The sequence below is a fragment of the Mesorhizobium sp. M1C.F.Ca.ET.210.01.1.1 genome (assembly GCF_004791585.1).
In the GTDB taxonomy this organism is placed as follows: Bacteria; Pseudomonadota; Alphaproteobacteria; order Rhizobiales; family Rhizobiaceae; genus Mesorhizobium.
Window position 1 is genome coordinate 50,977 of sequence record NZ_SRUU01000010.1, and the last position, 16,694, is coordinate 67,670.

Genomic DNA, 16,694 nt, shown 5'->3' on the forward strand with positions numbered 1-16,694 from the left:
GCCTGCCGCCGGAAGCTCACTGGCAGCGGACACAAAAACGAAGGTCGGTCGGGCCCCGCAGTCCATTTGCCTGCGGCGCGTTGGGCCGCTCATTAGCATCGGACCGAAAAGGGCGCAGCGGTTTTCGGATGAATCCGATGCGTGAAATGGAAGCGGGAGCGCGCTGCTCCCGCACAATCTGAAACGGCAGGAAGACGATGACCAGCAACGACCCGCTTCTCCAACCCTACCAGCTCAAGCACCTGACGCTGAAGAACCGGGTGATGTCGACCAGCCATGAGCCGGCCTACTCCGAAGACGGCATGCCGAAGGAGCGCTACCGGCTCTACCATGTCGAGAAAGCCAAGGGCGGCATGGCGCTGAGCATGACGGCTGGCTCCGCGATCGTCTCGCGCGACAGCCCGGCCGCCTTCGGCAACCTGCACGTCTACGACGATCGCATCGTGCCGTGGCTCGCCGAACTCGCGGACGCCTGCCATGAGCATGACTGCAAGGTGATGATCCAGATCACCCATCTCGGCCGCCGCACCGGCTGGAACAAGGCCGACTGGCTGCCGGTGCTCTCGGCCTCGCCGGTGCGCGAGCCGGCGCATCGCGCCTTCCCGAAGACCATCGAGGACTGGGACATCGAGCGCATCGTCGCCGACTACGCTTCCGCCGCCCAGCGCTGCCAGGCAGCCGGCCTCGACGGCATCGAGTTCGAATCCTACGGCCATCTGATGGACGGCTTCTGGTCGCCGGCCACCAACCATCGCGACGACGAATTCGGCGGTTCGCTCGACAACCGGCTGCGTTTCACCAACCTGGTGCTGGACGCCGTGCGAGCCGCCGTCGGGGAAAAGTTCGTCGTCGGCATCCGCATGGTCGCCGATGAGGATTTTTCGCAGGGCCTGTCGAAGGAGGAGGGCGTTGAGATCGCCAAGCGCCTGGCCTCATCCGGCAAGGTCGACTTCCTCAACATCATCCGCGGCTCGATCGAGAGCGACGCGGCGCTGACCAAGGTCATTCCGGTGACCGGCATGCGTTCCTCGCCGCATCTCGATTTCGCCGGCGAGGTGAGGGCGGCAACGAAATTCCCGACCTTCCATGCCGCACGGATTTCCGATGTCGCCACGGCGCGCCACGCGATCGCCACGGGAAAACTCGACATGGTCGGCATGACGCGCGCCCACATCGCCGATCCGCATATCGTCAAGAAAGTGATGGAAGGTCGCGAGCACGAGATCCGGCCCTGCGTCGGCGCAACCTACTGCCTAGACCGCATCTATGAAGGCGGCGAGGCGCTCTGCATCCACAATGCGGCGACCGGCCGCGAAGCGACCATCCCGCATGTCATCGCCAAAAGCGATGGGCCGAGGAAGCGCGTGGTTGTCGTCGGGGCAGGGGCGGGCGGCCTGGAGGCGGCGCGTGTCGCTGCCGAACGCGGCCACGAGGTGACGGTGCTCGAAGCGTCCAGCCAGGCAGGCGGCCAGGTGCGGCTCGCGACGCAGAACCCGCGCCGCAAGGAACTGATCGGCATCATCGACTGGCGGCTCGCCGAGCTCGACCGCCTCGGCGTCGAAGTGCGCTACGACATATGGGCCGAGAAGGACGATGTTCTGGCGCTGTCGCCGGAGGTGGTGATCGTCGCGACAGGCGGCCTGCCGCAGAACCCGCCGCTGACGGCCGGCGACAACCTCGTCACCTCGAGCTGGGACATCATGGCGGGCAGCGTCAAGCCGGCCGAGAACGTGCTGCTCTATGACGACAATGGGGGCCATCAGGGGATGGGCGCGGCGGAGCTGATCGCCAACAGCGGCGCGAAGCTGGAACTGGTCTCGCCGGAGCGCTTCTTCGCGCCGGAAATGGGCGGCCTGAACCATGTGCCTTACATGCGCGCCTTCCACGAGAAAGGCGTCATCGTCACCATCAACACCCGGCTGCGCTCGGTGCGCCGCGAGGGTAACCAGCTCATCGCCGAACTGGCGTCCGACTTCGCCGACGGCTGGCGCGCAGAGCGACGCGTCGACCAGGTGGTGGTCGAACATGGCACGGCGCCTCTCGACGACCTATACCTTGCGCTGAAGCCGCTGTCGAAGAATGGCGGCGCGGTCGATTACGAGCGGCTGGTGAGCGGCGGCGACATATTTCCGCAGCGCAATCCCGAAGGCGGCTTCGTGTTGTTCCGCATCGGCGACGCGGTCGCTTCGCGCAACATCCATGCCGCCATCTATGACGGCATCAGGTTCGGGATCAGGATCTGAGCCGCGGCCGCCCTTTGACCGGACTGGACTTGAGCGGCCTCATCTGCAATTTTCGGGCGCCGATCCGGGGTTGGCACAACCCGCTCTGAAGGTCTCGCGGTAGGGGACTTGCGCCATGAGGGGCTTGGCCGGGCGGCAGCGCTTCAGGACATCAGGCTGGAAGGTTTTCGCATCGCGCCGAACATGCCCGCCTATATCAAGCTGCGCCGGGGAAATCTGCGCGGCGGCTCGGTCGAGGTGATCTGGCGCGCCGAAGCCGGCGGATTAGAGAAACGCACCGGACCTCTGCAAGGAGAGCCACCTGCCGCGTCGGTCCGGTGCGCCGCGCACGGTCGCCGGCCTGCGCCGGCGCCGCACGATCCGTTTGACGGTCAGAACATCCTGGCGGTCGCCATGCACAGCACGGTAATGACCAGCAGCCCGCCGGCAATGCGCTCGCCTCTGATCATCTTCGCGCGCAACTGGCTTTCCTTTGCCGCGTCGGCGCCGGCAAGCTGCCCGCTCGCGGAGCCGACCAGCGCGCCCTGTACCCCGGCGGCGATCAGCGCCGTGACGATACCCAGCGCCAGCACCTTCTCCATCGAGCTGAAAACACCCTGGTGGAAGAAATACCAGAGCAGTATGCCGGTCAGGAAAACCAGAACAGCCGCGCCCATTTGCGGCCGGAAGAACCGTTCGGCGCGGATGTCCGGGTCACGACCGACCGCGATGGTCGTGCCGGCCCAGAAGACGCCGGCCATGACGTGCAGCCCGATGACGACGATGTAGACATATTGCATGATGCATTCCTCTCTATCGCCCCGCCGCCGTGTGCCGCTCAAGCCGTCAAGTGGCGCCATCATTAGGACAAAAGTTAGAGATCTAATGGTTAGATGTCAATGCATTGTGTGTGGTTTCGTCCCTCACCTGCTTGTTCCCACGCGGTTCACCGTCTCCACGAATGCCGGACCGCTCTATCTCTTTGTTTTCACGCAATTCCGGACGGAAACCGTTCCACACTTTTCCTGGAATTGCTCTAATGTCCGGCCATGACGCCGTTTGATCGCCCGCCCGTCGGCATGAATCTCGCCCGCACCGCCAAAGTGGTGGCGCAGGCCTTCGACGCTGCCCTGGTGGAAGCCGGTGGTACGCTGCCGGTCTGGCTGACCTTGCTCTCGGTCAAGTCCAAGGAACTCGCCAACCAGCGCGAGCTTGCCGGCATGATCGGCATCCAGGGCGCGACGCTGACGCATCATCTCAACGCCATGGAGGCGCAAGGGTTGCTGACGCGCCGCCGCGACCCGGAAAATCGCAGGGTCCATCAGGTGGCGCTGACCGATGCCGGCGAGGCGCTGTTCGAGAAGTTGCGGACGGCCGCCCTTGCCTTCGACAAGCGGCTTCGGACCGGAATTGCCGATGAGAGGCTGGCCGAGTTCGCCGTCGTGCTTGCGGCGCTTCGGGCGAACGCCGGGGGTTAAGCTGCCTCAATCATAGGTCGGGATGGCACCGAAGGCGTAGTGGCGCAGCTTAAGCGCCGCAATCAGCGCGGTGAGCTTCGCAAGCCCAGATTGTGATCTTGGGCAGGCCGCCATGCCGGCGCGGATCTGTCAAGTTTGTCGACGGATCTCGCTAAGCCAGGCTGCCCTGCAGCACCTTCAGCTTCGCCTTCTTCGGGCTGCGCGCCAGCAGCCATTCGCGCGCCTTATCTTGCGGCATCGGGAAGGCGATCGAGTAGCCCTGCACCTGGTCACAGCCGATCGCCATCAGCGAGTCGAGCTCGGCCTCGGTCTCCGCGCCCTCGGCAACGATCGAGATGCCCAGCCCGCGGGCAAGCTCGGTGATGGCGCGCACGATCTTTGTGTTGTCGCCGTTCTCGTTGATGTTCTGGACGAAGCGGCGGTCGATCTTCAGCCGGTCGATCTCGTTCGGGTTGACGTGGCTGAGCGACGCATAGCCGGTGCCGAAGTCATCGAGCTCGAGATGCACGCCGGCGGCGCGGATATGTCTCAGCTTGGCGGCGATGCCCGTCTTCTCGTCGTCGAGGATGACGGATTCGACGATTTCCAGTGACAGCTTCTGCGGCGCGAGCCCGGCCCGCTCCAGCGTCGAGAACAGGAACTTGTCGAAATCCGGCTCGCGCAGCTCGGTGCCCGACACGTTGACGGCGATACGTCCGAAATCGATGCCGGCGCGGTCCCATTCGGCGGCTTCGTTGATCGCCTTGGTGATGACGATGCGGCCGATATCCGGCATGAAGCCGCACTTCTCCGCCACCGGGATGAATTCGCCGGGCGAGATCATGCCGCGACCGGCATGCTTCCAGCGCACCAGCGCCTCGATGCCGCTGATCTTGCCGCTGGTGAGTGATACCTGCGGCTGGAAATAGACCTCGAAGGCCTTTTCCGCGATCGCTGCGCGGATGTCCTGTTCGAGCTGCTTGCGGTAGTCGAGCTCGCGCCGAAGCTCTTCGGAGAAGAAGGAGAAGCTGCCGCCGCCCATCTTCTTGGCGGAGTAGAGCGCAAGATCGGCATGGACGAGCAGGTCCTGCGCATTGTCGGCATCGACGGGGTAGACGGCGATGCCGGCGCTGGCGCCGGGCATGATGGTCGTGCCCTGGAAGGTGATCGGCTCGTTGATCTCGTCCAGGATGCGCTTGGCCAGCGCATGGATGTCTTCCGTCGTGCCGGCGCCGTTCAGGATCATGACGAACTCGTCGCCGCCAAGCCGGGCGCAGAGATCCGACGCCCGGCAGGAGTCGCGCATGCGCTGGGCGGTGACGACAAGCACATAGTCGCCGGCTGCGTGCCCCAAAGTGTCGTTGATCTGCTTGAAGCGGTCGAGGTCGAACTGGATCACGGCCAGCCGCTCGCGGCGGCGATGCGCCCCCTTGATCAGCGTGTCGAAATGATCGGTGAGGAAGGTGCGGTTGTGCAGCCCGGTCAGGCCGTCATGCACGGCGATGAAGGCCATCGAATTGCGGGCGTCGACCAGCTCATGCGTCTTGCGCAGGATCGCCTTCGACATCGGCCGGAAGATGAACAGCGCCACCAGCACAATGACGCCGATGGTGGAGAAGAACAGCGTGCGATGCAGGTCGAGCATCTCGCCCGACCGCTCGTTGGCAAAGGCGCTGATGCGCTGGCCGAGCGCCGCATAGCCGGACAGCGTCGCATTGGCGACCGAGGCGTCGAGATCGACCCGCTCGGCGCCTCCCTTGTAGCCTTCTCCGCCCGTCGCAAACCGGGTTTCGAATGAGGAGATCAGGCGTTTGCCGTTGGCGATCAGGCCGACCGAGAAATAGTCGAGGTGGAACGGCTTGCCGAACAGGACGTTCTCGATCGATTTCGGATCGAGGCGTGCAGGCGACGTCGGATCGGCGCCTGTCTTGTCCAGCAACAGATCGTAATTCGTCTCGAATTCCCGAGTCGCCTGCTTCAACGCGGCCACCAGGGCTGGCTGCTTGTCGCGTGAAGCGGCGCCCGTCGCGCCGGCCAGGAAGACGATGCGTTGCGACAGCGCCTTCTGTGTCGACACGACGTCGAGCAGCGCGTCATTGTGCTGCTGCTGCGCCATCAGCTGCTGCAGAAGAAGGAAGGAGGCCATCACCATGGCAGCAATGATCGTAAGCGCCAGCCAGTAGCCGGTCTTGATGAGCAGAATCAGCTTGCGCGAAACGCTCTGCAGTGGCTGCTGCGACATAATTGAGTGACCCCTCCGGTCGACGAATTCCTGCCCTGTGCTCGTGGCGGAAAATCCTTGACGTGAAAGGGTTAACAGCTCGGCAAGCAGGTGCAGCGCCCGTCTCCGCAGCGTGACAAAGCTGACAAGATGGTTATCGCGTCCTTTCGGACGTTGTCGGCATTTGAGTGCATCGTCATTCCCGCCGCGACGCCAGGCTTTCACAACGCCACCGAAGCGGTCGTTTTTGCGGTGGATTTTTCTTGATCGCGGCGCGACAGTCCGACTTGAACCGAACAGGGCCAGACCATGAGCGCAGCGTTTCTCTCCCACATCGACAATGAGCTTGAGGGCCTGAAATCGGCCGGACTCTATAAGTCCGAGCGGGTGATCTCCTCGATGCAGTCGGCCGAGATCGAGGTTGGTGGCCAGAAGGTGCTGAATTTCTGCGCCAACAACTATCTCGGCCTCGCCGACAACGCCGAATTGCGCGAGGCGGCCAAAAAAGCGCTCGACCGCTACGGCTACGGCATGGCCTCGGTGCGCTTCATCTGCGGCACGCAGGAGGAGCACAAGCAACTGGAGGCGACGATCTCGTCGTTTCTCGGGATGGAGGACACCATCCTCTACGGCTCCTGCTTCGACGCCAATGGCGGCTTGTTCGAGACGCTGCTCGGCGAGGAGGACGCTGTCATCTCGGATGCGCTGAACCACGCCTCGATCATCGACGGCGTCAGGCTCTCCAAGGCAAAGCGCTTCCGTTACGCCAACAACGACATGGCCGATCTTGAAGCGCGGCTGAAGGAAGCGAAGGACTGTCGCTTCCGGCTGATCGCCACCGACGGCGTGTTTTCGATGGACGGCATCATCGCCAACCTGCAAGGGGTCTGCGACCTCGCCGGGAAATACGATGCGATGGTCATGGTCGATGACAGCCATGCGGTCGGCTTCGTCGGCAAGAACGGCCGCGGCTCGGCCGAGCATTGCGGCGTCGAGGGCAGGGTGGACATCATCACCGGCACGCTCGGCAAGGCCTTGGGCGGCGCTTCCGGCGGCTACACGTCCGGCAAGAACCAGGTGGTCGACTGGCTGCGCCAGCGCTCGCGCCCTTATCTTTTCTCCAACACGCTGATGCCGGCGATCGCCGGCGCCTCGCTGAAAGTGTTCGAACTGATCCGCAATGGCGGCGCGCTGCGCGAGCGCTTATATGCCAATGCGGAACGTTTCCGGTCTCAAATGGGTAAGCTGGGCTTTACGCTTGCCGGCGCTGATCACCCGATCATCCCGGTGATGCTGGGCGACGCAGCCCTTGCGCAGGAGATGGCGCAACGCATGCTGAAGCGGGGCATCTATGTCATCGGCTTCTCCTTCCCGGTGGTGCCGAAGGGCCAGGCGCGCATTCGCACGCAGATGTCGGCCGCCCATTCCAGCGCCGATATCGACCGCGCGGTCGAGGCGTTCGGCGCCATCGGCAAGGAACTGGGCGTGATTTCCTGAACGGCCGGCGCCGAAAAGCTGCTCCGGATCAAGAGATTCGAGGAACAAGACAATGTCGAACATGATGAAGGCGCTGGTGAAGGCCAAGGCCGAGCCGGGCATCTGGATGGAAGAGGTGCCGGTGCCGGAGATCGGCCCCAACGACGTGCTGATCAAGGTCAAGAAGTCAGCGATCTGCGGCACCGACGTCCACATCTACAATTGGGACCAATGGGCGCAGAAGACCGTGCCGGTGCCGATGGTGACGGGCCACGAATTCGTCGGCACGGTTGCGGATTTCGGTGCAGCAGTCACCGAATACAAGGTCGGCCAGCGGGTCTCGGGCGAGGGTCACATCGTCTGCGGCCACTGCCGCAACTGCCGCGCCGGGCGAGGGCATCTCTGCCGCAACACGCTCGGCGTCGGCGTCAACCGGCCCGGCGCCTTCGGCGAATACATGGCGATCCCGCAGCACAATGTCGTGCCGATCCCCGACGACGTGCCGGACGAGATTGCCGCGATCTTCGATCCGCTGGGCAATGCCGTTCACACGGCATTGTCCTTCGATCTGGTGGGCGAGGACGTGCTGGTGACCGGCGCCGGCCCGATCGGCATCATGGGCGCGCTGGTCGCGCAATGCGTCGGCGCGCGCAAAGTCGTCATCACCGACATCAACCCGGTCCGCCTCGACCTTGCCCGCAAGCTCGGCGTCCAGCATGTCGTCGACGCCTCGAAGGAGAAGCTGCGCGACGTGATGCCGAAGCTCGGCATGACCGAGGGTTTTGACGTCGGGCTAGAGATGTCGGGCGCGGCGCCCGCCTTCCGCGACATGATCGACACCATGAACAATGGCGGCAAGATTGCCATCCTCGGCATCGCGCCGACCGGCTTCGAGATCGACTGGAACAAGGTCATCTTCAAGATGCTGCATCTGAAAGGCATCTACGGTCGCGAGATGTTCGAGACCTGGTACAAGATGATCGCTTTGGTGCAGGGGCCGCTCGACGTTTCGGGGCTGATCACGCATCGTATCGGCATCGATGATTATCAGATCGGGTTTGATGCGATGCGTAGCGGCAGTTCGGGCAAGGTGGTGATGGATTGGTAGGGGCAGCGCGGCCCGCAATGTGGAAACAAAATGGCCGATAGTGAGCACGGACGTATCATTGCCTCACAGGCAAAGATCGCATTGCAACCAGCCGGATTTCGGCGCAATGGCCGGTCGCGTGTCTGGATCGCCGATCGCGGCTTTTGGCTAAGTGTAGTCGAGTTTCAGCCTAGCTCTTGGTCCAAAGGCACTTACCTGAACGTAGCAGTCCACTGGCTTGGGGCTCGCTACCGGAAACAGTTACCTTCGATCGCGCTGAGCGCATTGGAGAGTTCGTTTCGTTCCAGAGCCCGGCACAGTTTCTGCTCGCAATTGATCAAATGGCCAAGAAGGCAATCGAAATCGATCAAGTTCACCGATCGATGTTCGCTTCTGTGCGGGCGACAGCGACAATCCTTGTGAATGAATTGCGGCCGGGCGCGTACGGCGAGTGGACAGCCTTCCATGCCGGGGTGGCGGCGGGCCTGGCTGGTGACTTTGAAACGGCAAGGCGGCTGTTTGAAAGCGTGCAAAGACACGCGGCCGCACAGGCGCAGGCGCTGCTGGCTTTCATCGATGATCCGGGAGCATTTCGAAGCCGTGTCAGAGGCTTCATTGAAGCCGAGCGCGCCTACTATGGTTTAGGAGCGTTGCCTGTCGCAATGGCGATCTGATTTCCGCGACGATGAAACCCATGGGAGGACTTCAACCCTGGTTGAGTTTTGCCTCCAGCGCCGCCACCCCATCAACAATCGCCCCGCGCTCCTTCGCACTCAGCCTCGCCAGCAGTTCCCTTTCAAACGCCTTCGCCAGCGGCACCATCTCGCGATAGGCGGCAAGCCCCGCTCTGGTCAGCGTCAGGTGCTCGACGCGGCGGTCGTTTTCATCTGGCGTGCGCGTCAGCCAGCGCCGCCGCTCCAACTCGGCGACCGCGCGCGAGACCTTGGTCTTGTGCATGGCCGACTGCTCGCCGAGTTCTGTCGCCGTCATCGTGCCGTGCTGGCCTAGGCCCGAGAGCGTGCGCCATTCCGGCCGCGTCAGGCCGTGGCGCTCCTTGTAGATGCGTGAGAATTCGCGGCTGACGGTGTCTGCCAGCCGATAGAGACGGTAGGGCAGGAAGCTCTCCAGTTCGAAGAGTTCCGGTTCCATCAGGTCCACCTTTGGAACAGCGTTCGCCGTTGATAGTTACATTTTCGATGGTTACAAATGAAACCAGTTTGGTCAACATTGCCGGCAAGCCACGCTTCAAGAGGCCTGGAAGCCGCGATCAGGGAGGATCGGATGACCTTTTCCTACATGCCGGGCTTCGGCAACGATTTTGAGACCGAGACGCTGCCCGGTTCGCTGCCGCAGGGGCGCAACTCGCCGCAGAGGCCCGCCTACGGCCTCTATGCCGAGCAACTGTCGGGCTCGCCCTTCACCGCGCCGCGCGGCACCAACGAGCGCTCCTGGCTCTACCGCATCCGTCCGAGCGTCAGGCACACCGGCCGCTTCAAGGGGGGCAACTATCCCTTGTGGAAGACCGGGCCCGACATCGGTGACCATGAGCTGGCGCTCGGCCAGTACCGCTGGAACCCGGTGCCGATGCCGACCGAACCGACCGACTTTATTTCCGGCATGCGCACCATGACCACGGCCGGCGACGCGATCGGACAATCGGGCATGGCGGCGCATGTCTATGTCGCCAACCGTTCGATGACCGACGACCATTTCTTCAATGCCGATGGCGAGCTCATGATAGTGCCTCAGATTGGCGCGCTGCGCTTCGTCACCGAGATGGGCGTGATCGAGCTGAGGCCCGGCGAGATCGCCGTGCTGCCGCGTGGCCTCGTTTTCAAGGTCGAGCTGGTCGACAAGGAGGCACGCGGCTATGTCTGCGAGAACTATGGCGCCAAGTTCACCATGCCCGATCGCGGCCCGATCGGCGCCAACTGCCTGGCCAATCCGCGCGACTTCAAGACGCCCTGCGCCTGGTTCGAGGAGAAGGAAACGCCCTGCCGGCTGATCGTCAAATGGTGCGGCACTTTCCATGTCACCGAACTTGGCCATTCGCCGCTCGACGTCGTCGCCTGGCACGGCAACTACGCGCCCTATAAATATGATCTGGCGACATTTTCGCCGGTCGGCGCCATCCTGTTCGACCACCCCGATCCGTCGATTTTCACGGTACTGACGGCGCCGAGCGGCGAGGAGGGCACCGCGAACGTCGACTTCGTCATCTTCCCGCCGCGCTGGCTGGTGGCGGAAAACACCTTCCGCCCGCCATGGTATCATCGCAACATCATGAGCGAGTTCATGGGCCTGATTCATGGCCAGTACGACGCCAAGGAGGAAGGGTTCGTCCCGGGCGGCATCAGCCTGCACAACCAGATGCTGGCACATGGGCCGGATGCCTCCGGCTTCGAAAAGGCGACGCGTGCGGACCTTAAGCCGGTCAAGCTCGACAACACTATGGCCTTCATGTTCGAGACGCGCTTTCCCCAGATGCTGACGCGCTACGCCGCCGAGCTCGACACCTTGCAGGACAACTACATCGACTGCTGGGCCGACCTGAAGAAGCGTTTCAATGGCACGCCCGAGGGCGACTGGTCCTGACCCGCGGTATCAGTGTCAGGAAAACTTGAATGGGCGGCTTGACGATCGCCCGTAACGGCCTTGTTGTGGGGGCAGCGGCACAGACCGCGTTAGGAGAGGAAACCGCATGAAGCTTGCCACTTTGAAGAACGGGACGCGCGACGGAAAGCTGGTCGTGGTCTCGCGCGATCTGACGCGGTTCACCGACGCATCCTTCCTGGTGCCGACACTGCAGGCGGCCCTCGATGACTGGCGGCGGATTGCGCCGCATCTGGCGGCGATGGCGGAGTCGCTGGAGAACAATGCCGTTCCTTCTGCGCGCTTCCACGAGCACGACGCGCATTCGCCGCTGCCGCGCGCCTATCAATGGGCGGATGGCTCGGCCTATGTGAACCATGTCGAGCTGGTGCGGAAGGCGCGCGGCGCCGAGATGCCGGCAAGCTTCTGGACCGACCCGCTTATCTACCAGGGCGGCTCCGATTCCTTCATCGCGCCGCGCGATCCGATCCGCATGGCCGACGAAGCCTTCGGCATCGACATGGAAGCGGAGGTCGCCGTCATCGTCGACGACGTGCCGATGGGCACCGGGCTGGACGAGGCGCGCGAGGCGATCCGCCTCGTCATGCTGGTCAATGATGTGACGCTGCGCGCCATCACCGGTCCGGAACTGGCAAAAGGCTTCGGTTTCTTCCAGTCGAAACCGTCGTCGGCTTTCTCGCCGGTCGCGGTGACGCCGGATGAGCTGGGCGACGCCTGGGACGGCGGCAAGGTCAACCTCGCGCTGCTCGCCGACCTCAACGGCAAGCCGTTCGGCCGGGCCAACGCCGGCATCGACATGACCTTCGATTTCCCGGCGCTGATCGCGCATGCGGCGAAGACGCGGCCGCTCGCTGCCGGGACGATCATCGGTTCCGGCACCGTCTCCAACAAGCTCGACGGCGGACCGGGCAAGCCGGTCTCGGCGGGCGGCGCCGGCTATTCCTGCATCGCCGAGCTGCGTATGATCGAGACCATCGAAGGCGGCGAACCGAAGACGCCCTTCCTGCATTTCGGCGACACGGTGCGTATCGAGATGAAGGACAAGGCCGGCCATTCGATCTTCGGCGCCATCGAGCAGAAGGTCGAGAAATACGTCAAATAGGCTCGGGCCAGGGAAGGAGGCCGAAACGGTGACCCTGCTCGAGTATCTGCGCCGTATAGCGCGCAACAATCTATGGTCGAACGACCGGCTCTACCGCGCCGTGCTAGCGCTTCAGCCCGGCGAGTTCGAAGCCGAGCGCACGAGCTTCTTTCCTTCGATCAAAGAGACGCTCAACCACATCCTTGCGGTCGACCATCTCTATCTCGATTTCCTGACCGACGGCGGCCTTGGCGCCGCCGCCTTCGACGATTTCGCGCCGTTCGACGATGCCGCCAGCCTAGCCGCGGCACAGGCCGATTTCGACCGAAAGCTGGTTGCCTTCTGCGATAGCCTGACGGAAGCCGACCTCGACCGCCGCGTCATCACCGACCGGCGCGAGGACGGATTGATCTCGGAGAGGATCGGCGACATCCTCGCCCACATCTTCCTGCATGACATTCATCATCGCGGCCAGGTGCACGCCATGCTCGCCGGCACCTCCGTTGCGCCGCCGCAGCTCGATGAATTCCTGCTCGACTACGACATTCGGCTCAGGAAGGCAGAGGTCGAGAGGCTGGGATTGGATGATCAGACCAGCGCAACATCATAGGCTGAAAATTGCCGATCCGCTGTTACCAGCGTCAGGCCTTCAATTTGAGCCTGTGCAATGAGCAGGCGATCGAAGGGATCGCGATGATGGAGCGGCAAATGCTCAAGTCTCGCCGCGTGCAGTTCATTTACGCTCAGGATTGGAATTCCGTTTGACCGAAGGATTTCCACGATGTTGGCTGTGAGCGCGACTTTGCCGAGCGATTTCTTGATTGCTATCTCTGCCACCGAGATTGCGCTGACGATAACATCCTCGCCTGCGAGAAAGATGTCTCGATGATGATCCGAAAGGCGTGAGTCCGCGTTGAGCACCCAAAGCAGAAGATGGGTGTCGACCAGATACTTGCGGCTCATTTAATGTACTCGTCCCATTCGGGACCGAGTTCATCAAAATCATCCGCTATCCGAATTTGGCCTTTGAGAGCCCCAAACAGGCCTTTGCTCCCGCCAAGCCGAGCGGGAGCGCTCAAGGTAGCGACAATCTCCCCGTGCCGTGTCAGATGGATCTCTTCGCCAGCTTGGGCACGCTTTACCAACTCAGAGAGCTGGGCCTTCGCTTTGGCCATCGGAATGTTCATTGTCGGACCTCTTATGACCTGAATTTAGGTCATAATCGGCCGAGCCGCAAGTGAACTCGATGCCTACGCCGCCTTGCCGTCCACCTTCAGCACGCCGCGCTTGATCTGGTCCTGCTCGATTGATTCGAACAGCGCCCGGAAATTGCCTTCGCCAAAGCCTTCGTCGCCCTTCCGCTGGATGAACTCGAAGAAGATCGGCCCGATCACGGTTTTGGAGAAGATCTGCAGCAGGATCTTGGTCATGCCGCCGTCGACCACGCCTTCGCCGTCGATGAGGATGCCATGCTTCTTCATGCGCTCGATCGGCTCGTCGTGGCCGTGCACGCGCTCATGCGACATCTCGTAATAGGTGTCGGGCGGACCGGGCATGAACTTCAGCCCGTTGGCGGCAAGCCTGTCGGTGGCGTCGTAGATCGCGTCGGTGCCGACGGCGATGTGCTGGATGCCTTCGCCATTGTATTTCTTCAGGTACTCCGCGATCTGGCTGGTCTCGTCCTTGGACTCGTTCAGCGGAATGCGGATCTTGCCGCAGGGCGAGGTGATCGCCCGGCTGACCAGCCCGGTGATCCTGCCATCGATGTCGAAGAAGTGGATCTGCTTGAAGCCGAACAGGTCGCGATAGAAATCCCACCACTTGTCCATGTTGCCGCGATAGACGTTATGGGTGAGGTGGTCGAGATAATAGAAGCCGACGCCTTCCGGCTTCGGGTCGCGCTCGCCCAGCCATTCGAACTCGGCGTCATAGGCCGAACCTTTCTCGCCATAGGCTTCGATGAAATAAAGCAGCGAGCCGCCGATGCCGACGATGGCCGGCACGTCGAGCGCCTTGTCGGTACCTTCATATGGCGTGGCGCCTTTGGACACTGCGTGGTCGAAAGCGTGCTTGGCATTGACCACGCGCCAGGCCATCGAGGCGGCGCAGGGGCCGTGCTTGTCGACGAACTTCATCGCATGCGAGCCGGGCTCGGCATTGACGACGTAGTTGATGTCGCCTTGCCGCCAGACGGTGATGTCCTTCGCGCGGTGCTTTGCCACCGCTACATAGCCCATGCGGGTGAAGAGTTCGGCGAGCTTGGCGGGCTCCGGATGCGCGAATTCGACGAATTCGAAACCGTCGGTGCCGGCTGGGTTGGCCTTGCTGATTTTGGCGGGTGGGGCGTCGTGCGGGAAGGGGCCCATGGCAGTCCTCCGAAAGCTGTTGCGGCCGGTAGAGGCCATCTTCCCTCATTATAGCGCCGGAGGGCCTCACGGTGCTTGCATTCAAACGCCTGAAATGCTCATGTCGTGCGCGAAACGTGCATGGGCGGAGAAAATTCCATGGATGATGCGCGCCTTGATCAATTTGACCGCAAGATACTGGCGCTTTTGCAGGGCGATGCGCGGCTCACCAACAACGACCTGTCGGAGCGGGTGAATCTCTCGGCCTCGCAATGCTCGCGCCGCCGGCAGCGGCTGGAGGAGGACGGCTACATCAGGGGCTACCGCGCCGTGCTCGACCGCGACCGTCTGGGCTTTTCGCTGGTCAATGTCATCTCGGTGACCTTGGCCACCCACAACCGCGACAATGCGCGCCGCTTCGGCGAGCTGGTCGCGCGGCTGCCAGAGGTGCAGGAGGCGCATGCGCTGACCGGCGAGATGGACTACATCCTGAAGGTGGTGACGCCCGACCTCAAATCATTGTCGGAATTCGTCAACAGCGTGCTGCTGCCCCACGAATCCGTTCAACATGTGAAGACGGCGATCGTGCTGGAGACACTGAAGGAGACTGGCGCGCTGCCGATTTAAAGTGTGCCGATATTCAGGTGAGCCCGGCCTGACCTGAATCTCAGACACTTTCGCGGCAAATCTTCACCCCCGCTGCTGCTGGATCAGCCCATAAAGGTTGGTGCAGCGCGCGCCGGAGCGGCAATAGGCGAAGACAGGCCCTTCGAGCTCATCCAGCGCCTGTGCCTGGTCCTCGACATTCTCCATGGTGATCTGGCCGCTGATCACCGGAATGTAGCGGAAGGCAAGCCCAGCCGCTTCGACCACTGCCTTGACGCTGTCGGCAGAGGGCTGGCCCGGCTGTTCGTTGTCCGGCCGGTTGCAGATCACGCTCCTGAAACCGGCTTCCTTGATGGCGGCGATGTCTTCGGGCTGGATCTGGCCGGAGACCGAATAGACGTCGCTGATCTGGCGGTATTCCATCGTCTTGTCCTCGCAATCTTCCTTGGCCGCAGTCATGCCACTCCGGAGCAGGGGCGGCAATCCGCACGGGAAGATTTCTCTGCCAAATAGGGCTGCGAGCCGGAAAATCCAACCGGGCTCCGCAGCGCCGCGTATCCTCTCGGATACGCAAAGGACGCTGCGGCAACTAAGGATGCGGCCCGATTAGGCCACGTCAGCTCAGCTTCCGAGGATCGCGCCTTTGATCTGCGTGATGTTGTTGTGCATCATGTCGATATAGGTCGAGGCCGGGCCGTCCGAACCCGACAGCGCATCCGAATAGAGCGTGCCGCCGACCTTGATGCCGGTTTCGCCGGCGATCTGCTCAATCAGCCGCGGATTGGTGATGTTCTCGATGAAGATCGCCGCCGCCTTGTCCTGCTTGACCTGTTCCACCAGCTTGGCGACGTCGGCGGCCGACGGCTCTGAATCGGTCGAGATGCCTTGCGGCGCCAGGAAAGTCAGGCCGTACTCATGTTCGAAATAGCCGAAGGCGTCATGCGAGGTGATGACCACGCGCTTTGCCTCGGGAATGGACTGAATCGCCGCCTTCACTTCGCCTTCCAGCGCATCGAGCTTCGCGGTGTAGGCCGCTGCATTGGCCTTGTAGCTGTCGCACCCCTCGGCATCGGCGGTGCAGAACGCATCGACGATGTTCTTCACATAGATATTGGCGTTCGCGATCGACTGGAAGGCATGCGGGTCGGTGACGGTCTTGCCGCCGCTGGTGCCGGCGCCCTCAGCGGCATCCGCATCGGCAAATTCCGGCTTGAAGTCGATCGGTGTCACACCGTTGGTCAAGGTGACGATCGAGGCCTTGGTGGCGCTGGCATCGACCAGGCGCTGCAGAAAGCCTTCGAAATTCAGGCCGTTAACCAGCACGATATCGGCGCCGGCCATCGCCACCGCGTCGGCCGGGCTCGGCTCGTAGACATGCGCGTCGCCGTCGGGTCCGACGATGGTGGTGATGTTGACCCGGTCGCCGCCGACATTTTTCGCAAAATCCGCAATCACCGTGAAGCTCGCCACCACCTTGAGCGGCGCCGCGAAGGCCGACGACGTCGCAAAAGCGCTTAATGTTATAACGCTCATCGCCAGGGCGGCACGGAGGGATTTCAGCATTGGGGAGGTCTCCTTGCTTGGGA

General features: G+C 62.7%; 17 protein-coding genes. 9 read left to right on the forward strand and 8 right to left on the reverse strand.

What is annotated here, in order from left to right; genetic code table 11:
* The first annotated feature begins 197 nt into the window (after positions 1-197).
* Positions 198-2,243 carry an NADH:flavin oxidoreductase gene (locus tag EN853_RS13440; protein ID WP_127860252.1) on the forward strand — a complete coding sequence of 682 codons (2,046 nt, stop codon included), beginning with the start codon at positions 198-200 and terminating at the stop codon, positions 2,241-2,243.
* A gap of 371 nt (positions 2,244-2,614) precedes the next feature.
* On the opposite strand, the gene EN853_RS13445 is transcribed toward EN853_RS13440, so the two are convergent.
* Positions 2,615-3,022, reverse strand: a complete 408-nt coding sequence (locus EN853_RS13445; RefSeq protein ID WP_127860253.1) for a hypothetical protein — start codon at positions 3,020-3,022, stop codon at positions 2,615-2,617.
* A 249-nt stretch (positions 3,023-3,271) separates the two neighbouring features.
* Between EN853_RS13445 and EN853_RS13450 the strand changes: the two genes are divergently transcribed.
* Entirely contained in the window at positions 3,272-3,700 is a 429-nt protein-coding gene (locus EN853_RS13450) for a MarR family transcriptional regulator (RefSeq protein WP_127860254.1), read from the forward strand.
* A 151-nt stretch (positions 3,701-3,851) separates the two neighbouring features.
* Here EN853_RS13450 and EN853_RS13460 read toward each other — a convergent pair whose 3' ends face one another.
* The gene (locus EN853_RS13460; RefSeq protein WP_127860255.1) at positions 3,852-5,921 is read right to left on the reverse strand and encodes an EAL domain-containing protein; all 2,070 of its coding nucleotides are present in this window, start codon (positions 5,919-5,921) and stop codon (positions 3,852-3,854) included.
* Between the two features lie 288 nt (positions 5,922-6,209).
* On the opposite strand from EN853_RS13460, the gene EN853_RS13465 reads away from it, so the two are divergent.
* The 3 genes from EN853_RS13465 to EN853_RS13480 all read left to right on the forward strand — a co-directional run bounded on the left by EN853_RS13465 (position 6,210) and on the right by EN853_RS13480 (position 9,137).
* The gene (locus tag EN853_RS13465) at positions 6,210-7,397 is read left to right on the forward strand and encodes a glycine C-acetyltransferase (protein WP_127860256.1); all 1,188 of its coding nucleotides are present in this window, start codon (positions 6,210-6,212) and stop codon (positions 7,395-7,397) included.
* A 52-nt stretch (positions 7,398-7,449) separates the two neighbouring features.
* Positions 7,450-8,484, forward strand: a complete 1,035-nt coding sequence (tdh, locus tag EN853_RS13470) for an L-threonine 3-dehydrogenase (RefSeq protein WP_127860257.1) — start codon at positions 7,450-7,452, stop codon at positions 8,482-8,484.
* A gap of 320 nt (positions 8,485-8,804) precedes the next feature.
* A complete protein-coding gene (locus EN853_RS13480; protein WP_167524461.1) occupies positions 8,805-9,137 on the forward strand; it encodes a hypothetical protein in 333 nt (110 codons plus the stop codon).
* Between the two features lie 31 nt (positions 9,138-9,168).
* On the opposite strand, the gene EN853_RS13485 is transcribed toward EN853_RS13480, so the two are convergent.
* Positions 9,169-9,612, reverse strand: coding sequence for a MarR family transcriptional regulator (locus tag EN853_RS13485; RefSeq protein ID WP_127860260.1), 444 nt, complete (start codon positions 9,610-9,612; stop codon positions 9,169-9,171).
* A gap of 132 nt (positions 9,613-9,744) precedes the next feature.
* Here EN853_RS13485 and hmgA point away from each other — a divergent pair, with 132 nt between their 5' ends.
* From hmgA to EN853_RS13500, 3 genes are all read left to right on the forward strand, one after another.
* The gene (hmgA, locus tag EN853_RS13490) at positions 9,745-11,058 is read left to right on the forward strand and encodes a homogentisate 1,2-dioxygenase (protein WP_127860261.1); all 1,314 of its coding nucleotides are present in this window, start codon (positions 9,745-9,747) and stop codon (positions 11,056-11,058) included.
* A 106-nt stretch (positions 11,059-11,164) separates the two neighbouring features.
* Positions 11,165-12,178: a fumarylacetoacetate hydrolase family protein gene (locus EN853_RS13495; protein ID WP_127860262.1), complete on the forward strand. Its 1,014-nt coding sequence runs from the start codon at positions 11,165-11,167 to the stop codon at positions 12,176-12,178.
* A 28-nt stretch (positions 12,179-12,206) separates the two neighbouring features.
* Positions 12,207-12,767, forward strand: coding sequence for a DinB family protein (locus tag EN853_RS13500; RefSeq protein ID WP_127860263.1), 561 nt, complete (start codon positions 12,207-12,209; stop codon positions 12,765-12,767).
* On the opposite strand, the gene EN853_RS13505 is transcribed toward EN853_RS13500, so the two are convergent.
* From EN853_RS13505 to hppD, 3 genes are all read right to left on the reverse strand, one after another.
* Entirely contained in the window at positions 12,746-13,120 is a 375-nt protein-coding gene (locus tag EN853_RS13505; RefSeq protein WP_127860264.1) for a type II toxin-antitoxin system VapC family toxin, read from the reverse strand. The genes EN853_RS13500 and EN853_RS13505 overlap by 22 nt on opposite strands.
* Entirely contained in the window at positions 13,117-13,344 is a 228-nt protein-coding gene (locus EN853_RS13510; protein ID WP_127860265.1) for a type II toxin-antitoxin system prevent-host-death family antitoxin, read from the reverse strand. Before EN853_RS13510 ends, EN853_RS13505 begins: the two co-directional genes overlap by 4 nt.
* A 63-nt stretch (positions 13,345-13,407) precedes the next feature.
* Positions 13,408-14,523 carry a 4-hydroxyphenylpyruvate dioxygenase gene (gene hppD / locus EN853_RS13515; RefSeq protein ID WP_127860266.1) on the reverse strand — a complete coding sequence of 372 codons (1,116 nt, stop codon included), beginning with the start codon at positions 14,521-14,523 and terminating at the stop codon, positions 13,408-13,410.
* 138 nt (positions 14,524-14,661) lie between these two features.
* Between hppD and EN853_RS13520 the strand changes: the two genes are divergently transcribed.
* Positions 14,662-15,129: an Lrp/AsnC family transcriptional regulator gene (locus tag EN853_RS13520; protein ID WP_127860267.1), complete on the forward strand. Its 468-nt coding sequence runs from the start codon at positions 14,662-14,664 to the stop codon at positions 15,127-15,129.
* 63 nt (positions 15,130-15,192) lie between these two features.
* Here the strand turns inward: EN853_RS13520 and EN853_RS13525 are convergent, their stop codons facing one another.
* Entirely contained in the window at positions 15,193-15,531 is a 339-nt protein-coding gene (locus EN853_RS13525; protein WP_127860397.1) for a TIGR01244 family sulfur transferase, read from the reverse strand.
* A gap of 198 nt (positions 15,532-15,729) precedes the next feature.
* Positions 15,730-16,671, reverse strand: coding sequence for a zinc ABC transporter substrate-binding protein AztC (aztC, locus tag EN853_RS13530; protein WP_127860268.1), 942 nt, complete (start codon positions 16,669-16,671; stop codon positions 15,730-15,732).
* Positions 16,672-16,694: the final 23 nt, after the last annotated feature.

Bases quoted from the DNA above. Each gene is read 5' to 3' on its own strand.
- EN853_RS13525 (WP_127860397.1), bottom strand. From the start codon at position 15,531: ATGGAATACCGCCAGATCAGCGACGTCTATTCGGTCTCCGGCCAGATC.
- EN853_RS13510 (WP_127860265.1), bottom strand. From the start codon at position 13,344: ATGAACATTCCGATGGCCAAAGCGAAGGCCCAGCTCTCTGAGTTGGTA.
- EN853_RS13440 (WP_127860252.1), top strand. From the start codon at position 198: ATGACCAGCAACGACCCGCTTCTCCAACCCTACCAGCTCAAGCACCTG.
- EN853_RS13485 (WP_127860260.1), bottom strand. From the start codon at position 9,612: ATGGAACCGGAACTCTTCGAACTGGAGAGCTTCCTGCCCTACCGTCTC.
- hmgA (WP_127860261.1), top strand. From the start codon at position 9,745: ATGACCTTTTCCTACATGCCGGGCTTCGGCAACGATTTTGAGACCGAG.
- aztC (WP_127860268.1), bottom strand. From the start codon at position 16,671: ATGCTGAAATCCCTCCGTGCCGCCCTGGCGATGAGCGTTATAACATTA.
- EN853_RS13480 (WP_167524461.1), top strand. From the start codon at position 8,805: ATGGCCAAGAAGGCAATCGAAATCGATCAAGTTCACCGATCGATGTTC.
- EN853_RS13465 (WP_127860256.1), top strand. From the start codon at position 6,210: ATGAGCGCAGCGTTTCTCTCCCACATCGACAATGAGCTTGAGGGCCTG.
- EN853_RS13505 (WP_127860264.1), bottom strand. From the start codon at position 13,120: ATGAGCCGCAAGTATCTGGTCGACACCCATCTTCTGCTTTGGGTGCTC.
- EN853_RS13460 (WP_127860255.1), bottom strand. From the start codon at position 5,921: ATGTCGCAGCAGCCACTGCAGAGCGTTTCGCGCAAGCTGATTCTGCTC.
- hppD (WP_127860266.1), bottom strand. From the start codon at position 14,523: ATGGGCCCCTTCCCGCACGACGCCCCACCCGCCAAAATCAGCAAGGCC.
- EN853_RS13520 (WP_127860267.1), top strand. From the start codon at position 14,662: ATGGATGATGCGCGCCTTGATCAATTTGACCGCAAGATACTGGCGCTT.
- EN853_RS13495 (WP_127860262.1), top strand. From the start codon at position 11,165: ATGAAGCTTGCCACTTTGAAGAACGGGACGCGCGACGGAAAGCTGGTC.
- EN853_RS13445 (WP_127860253.1), bottom strand. From the start codon at position 3,022: ATGCAATATGTCTACATCGTCGTCATCGGGCTGCACGTCATGGCCGGC.
- tdh (WP_127860257.1), top strand. From the start codon at position 7,450: ATGTCGAACATGATGAAGGCGCTGGTGAAGGCCAAGGCCGAGCCGGGC.
- EN853_RS13450 (WP_127860254.1), top strand. From the start codon at position 3,272: ATGACGCCGTTTGATCGCCCGCCCGTCGGCATGAATCTCGCCCGCACC.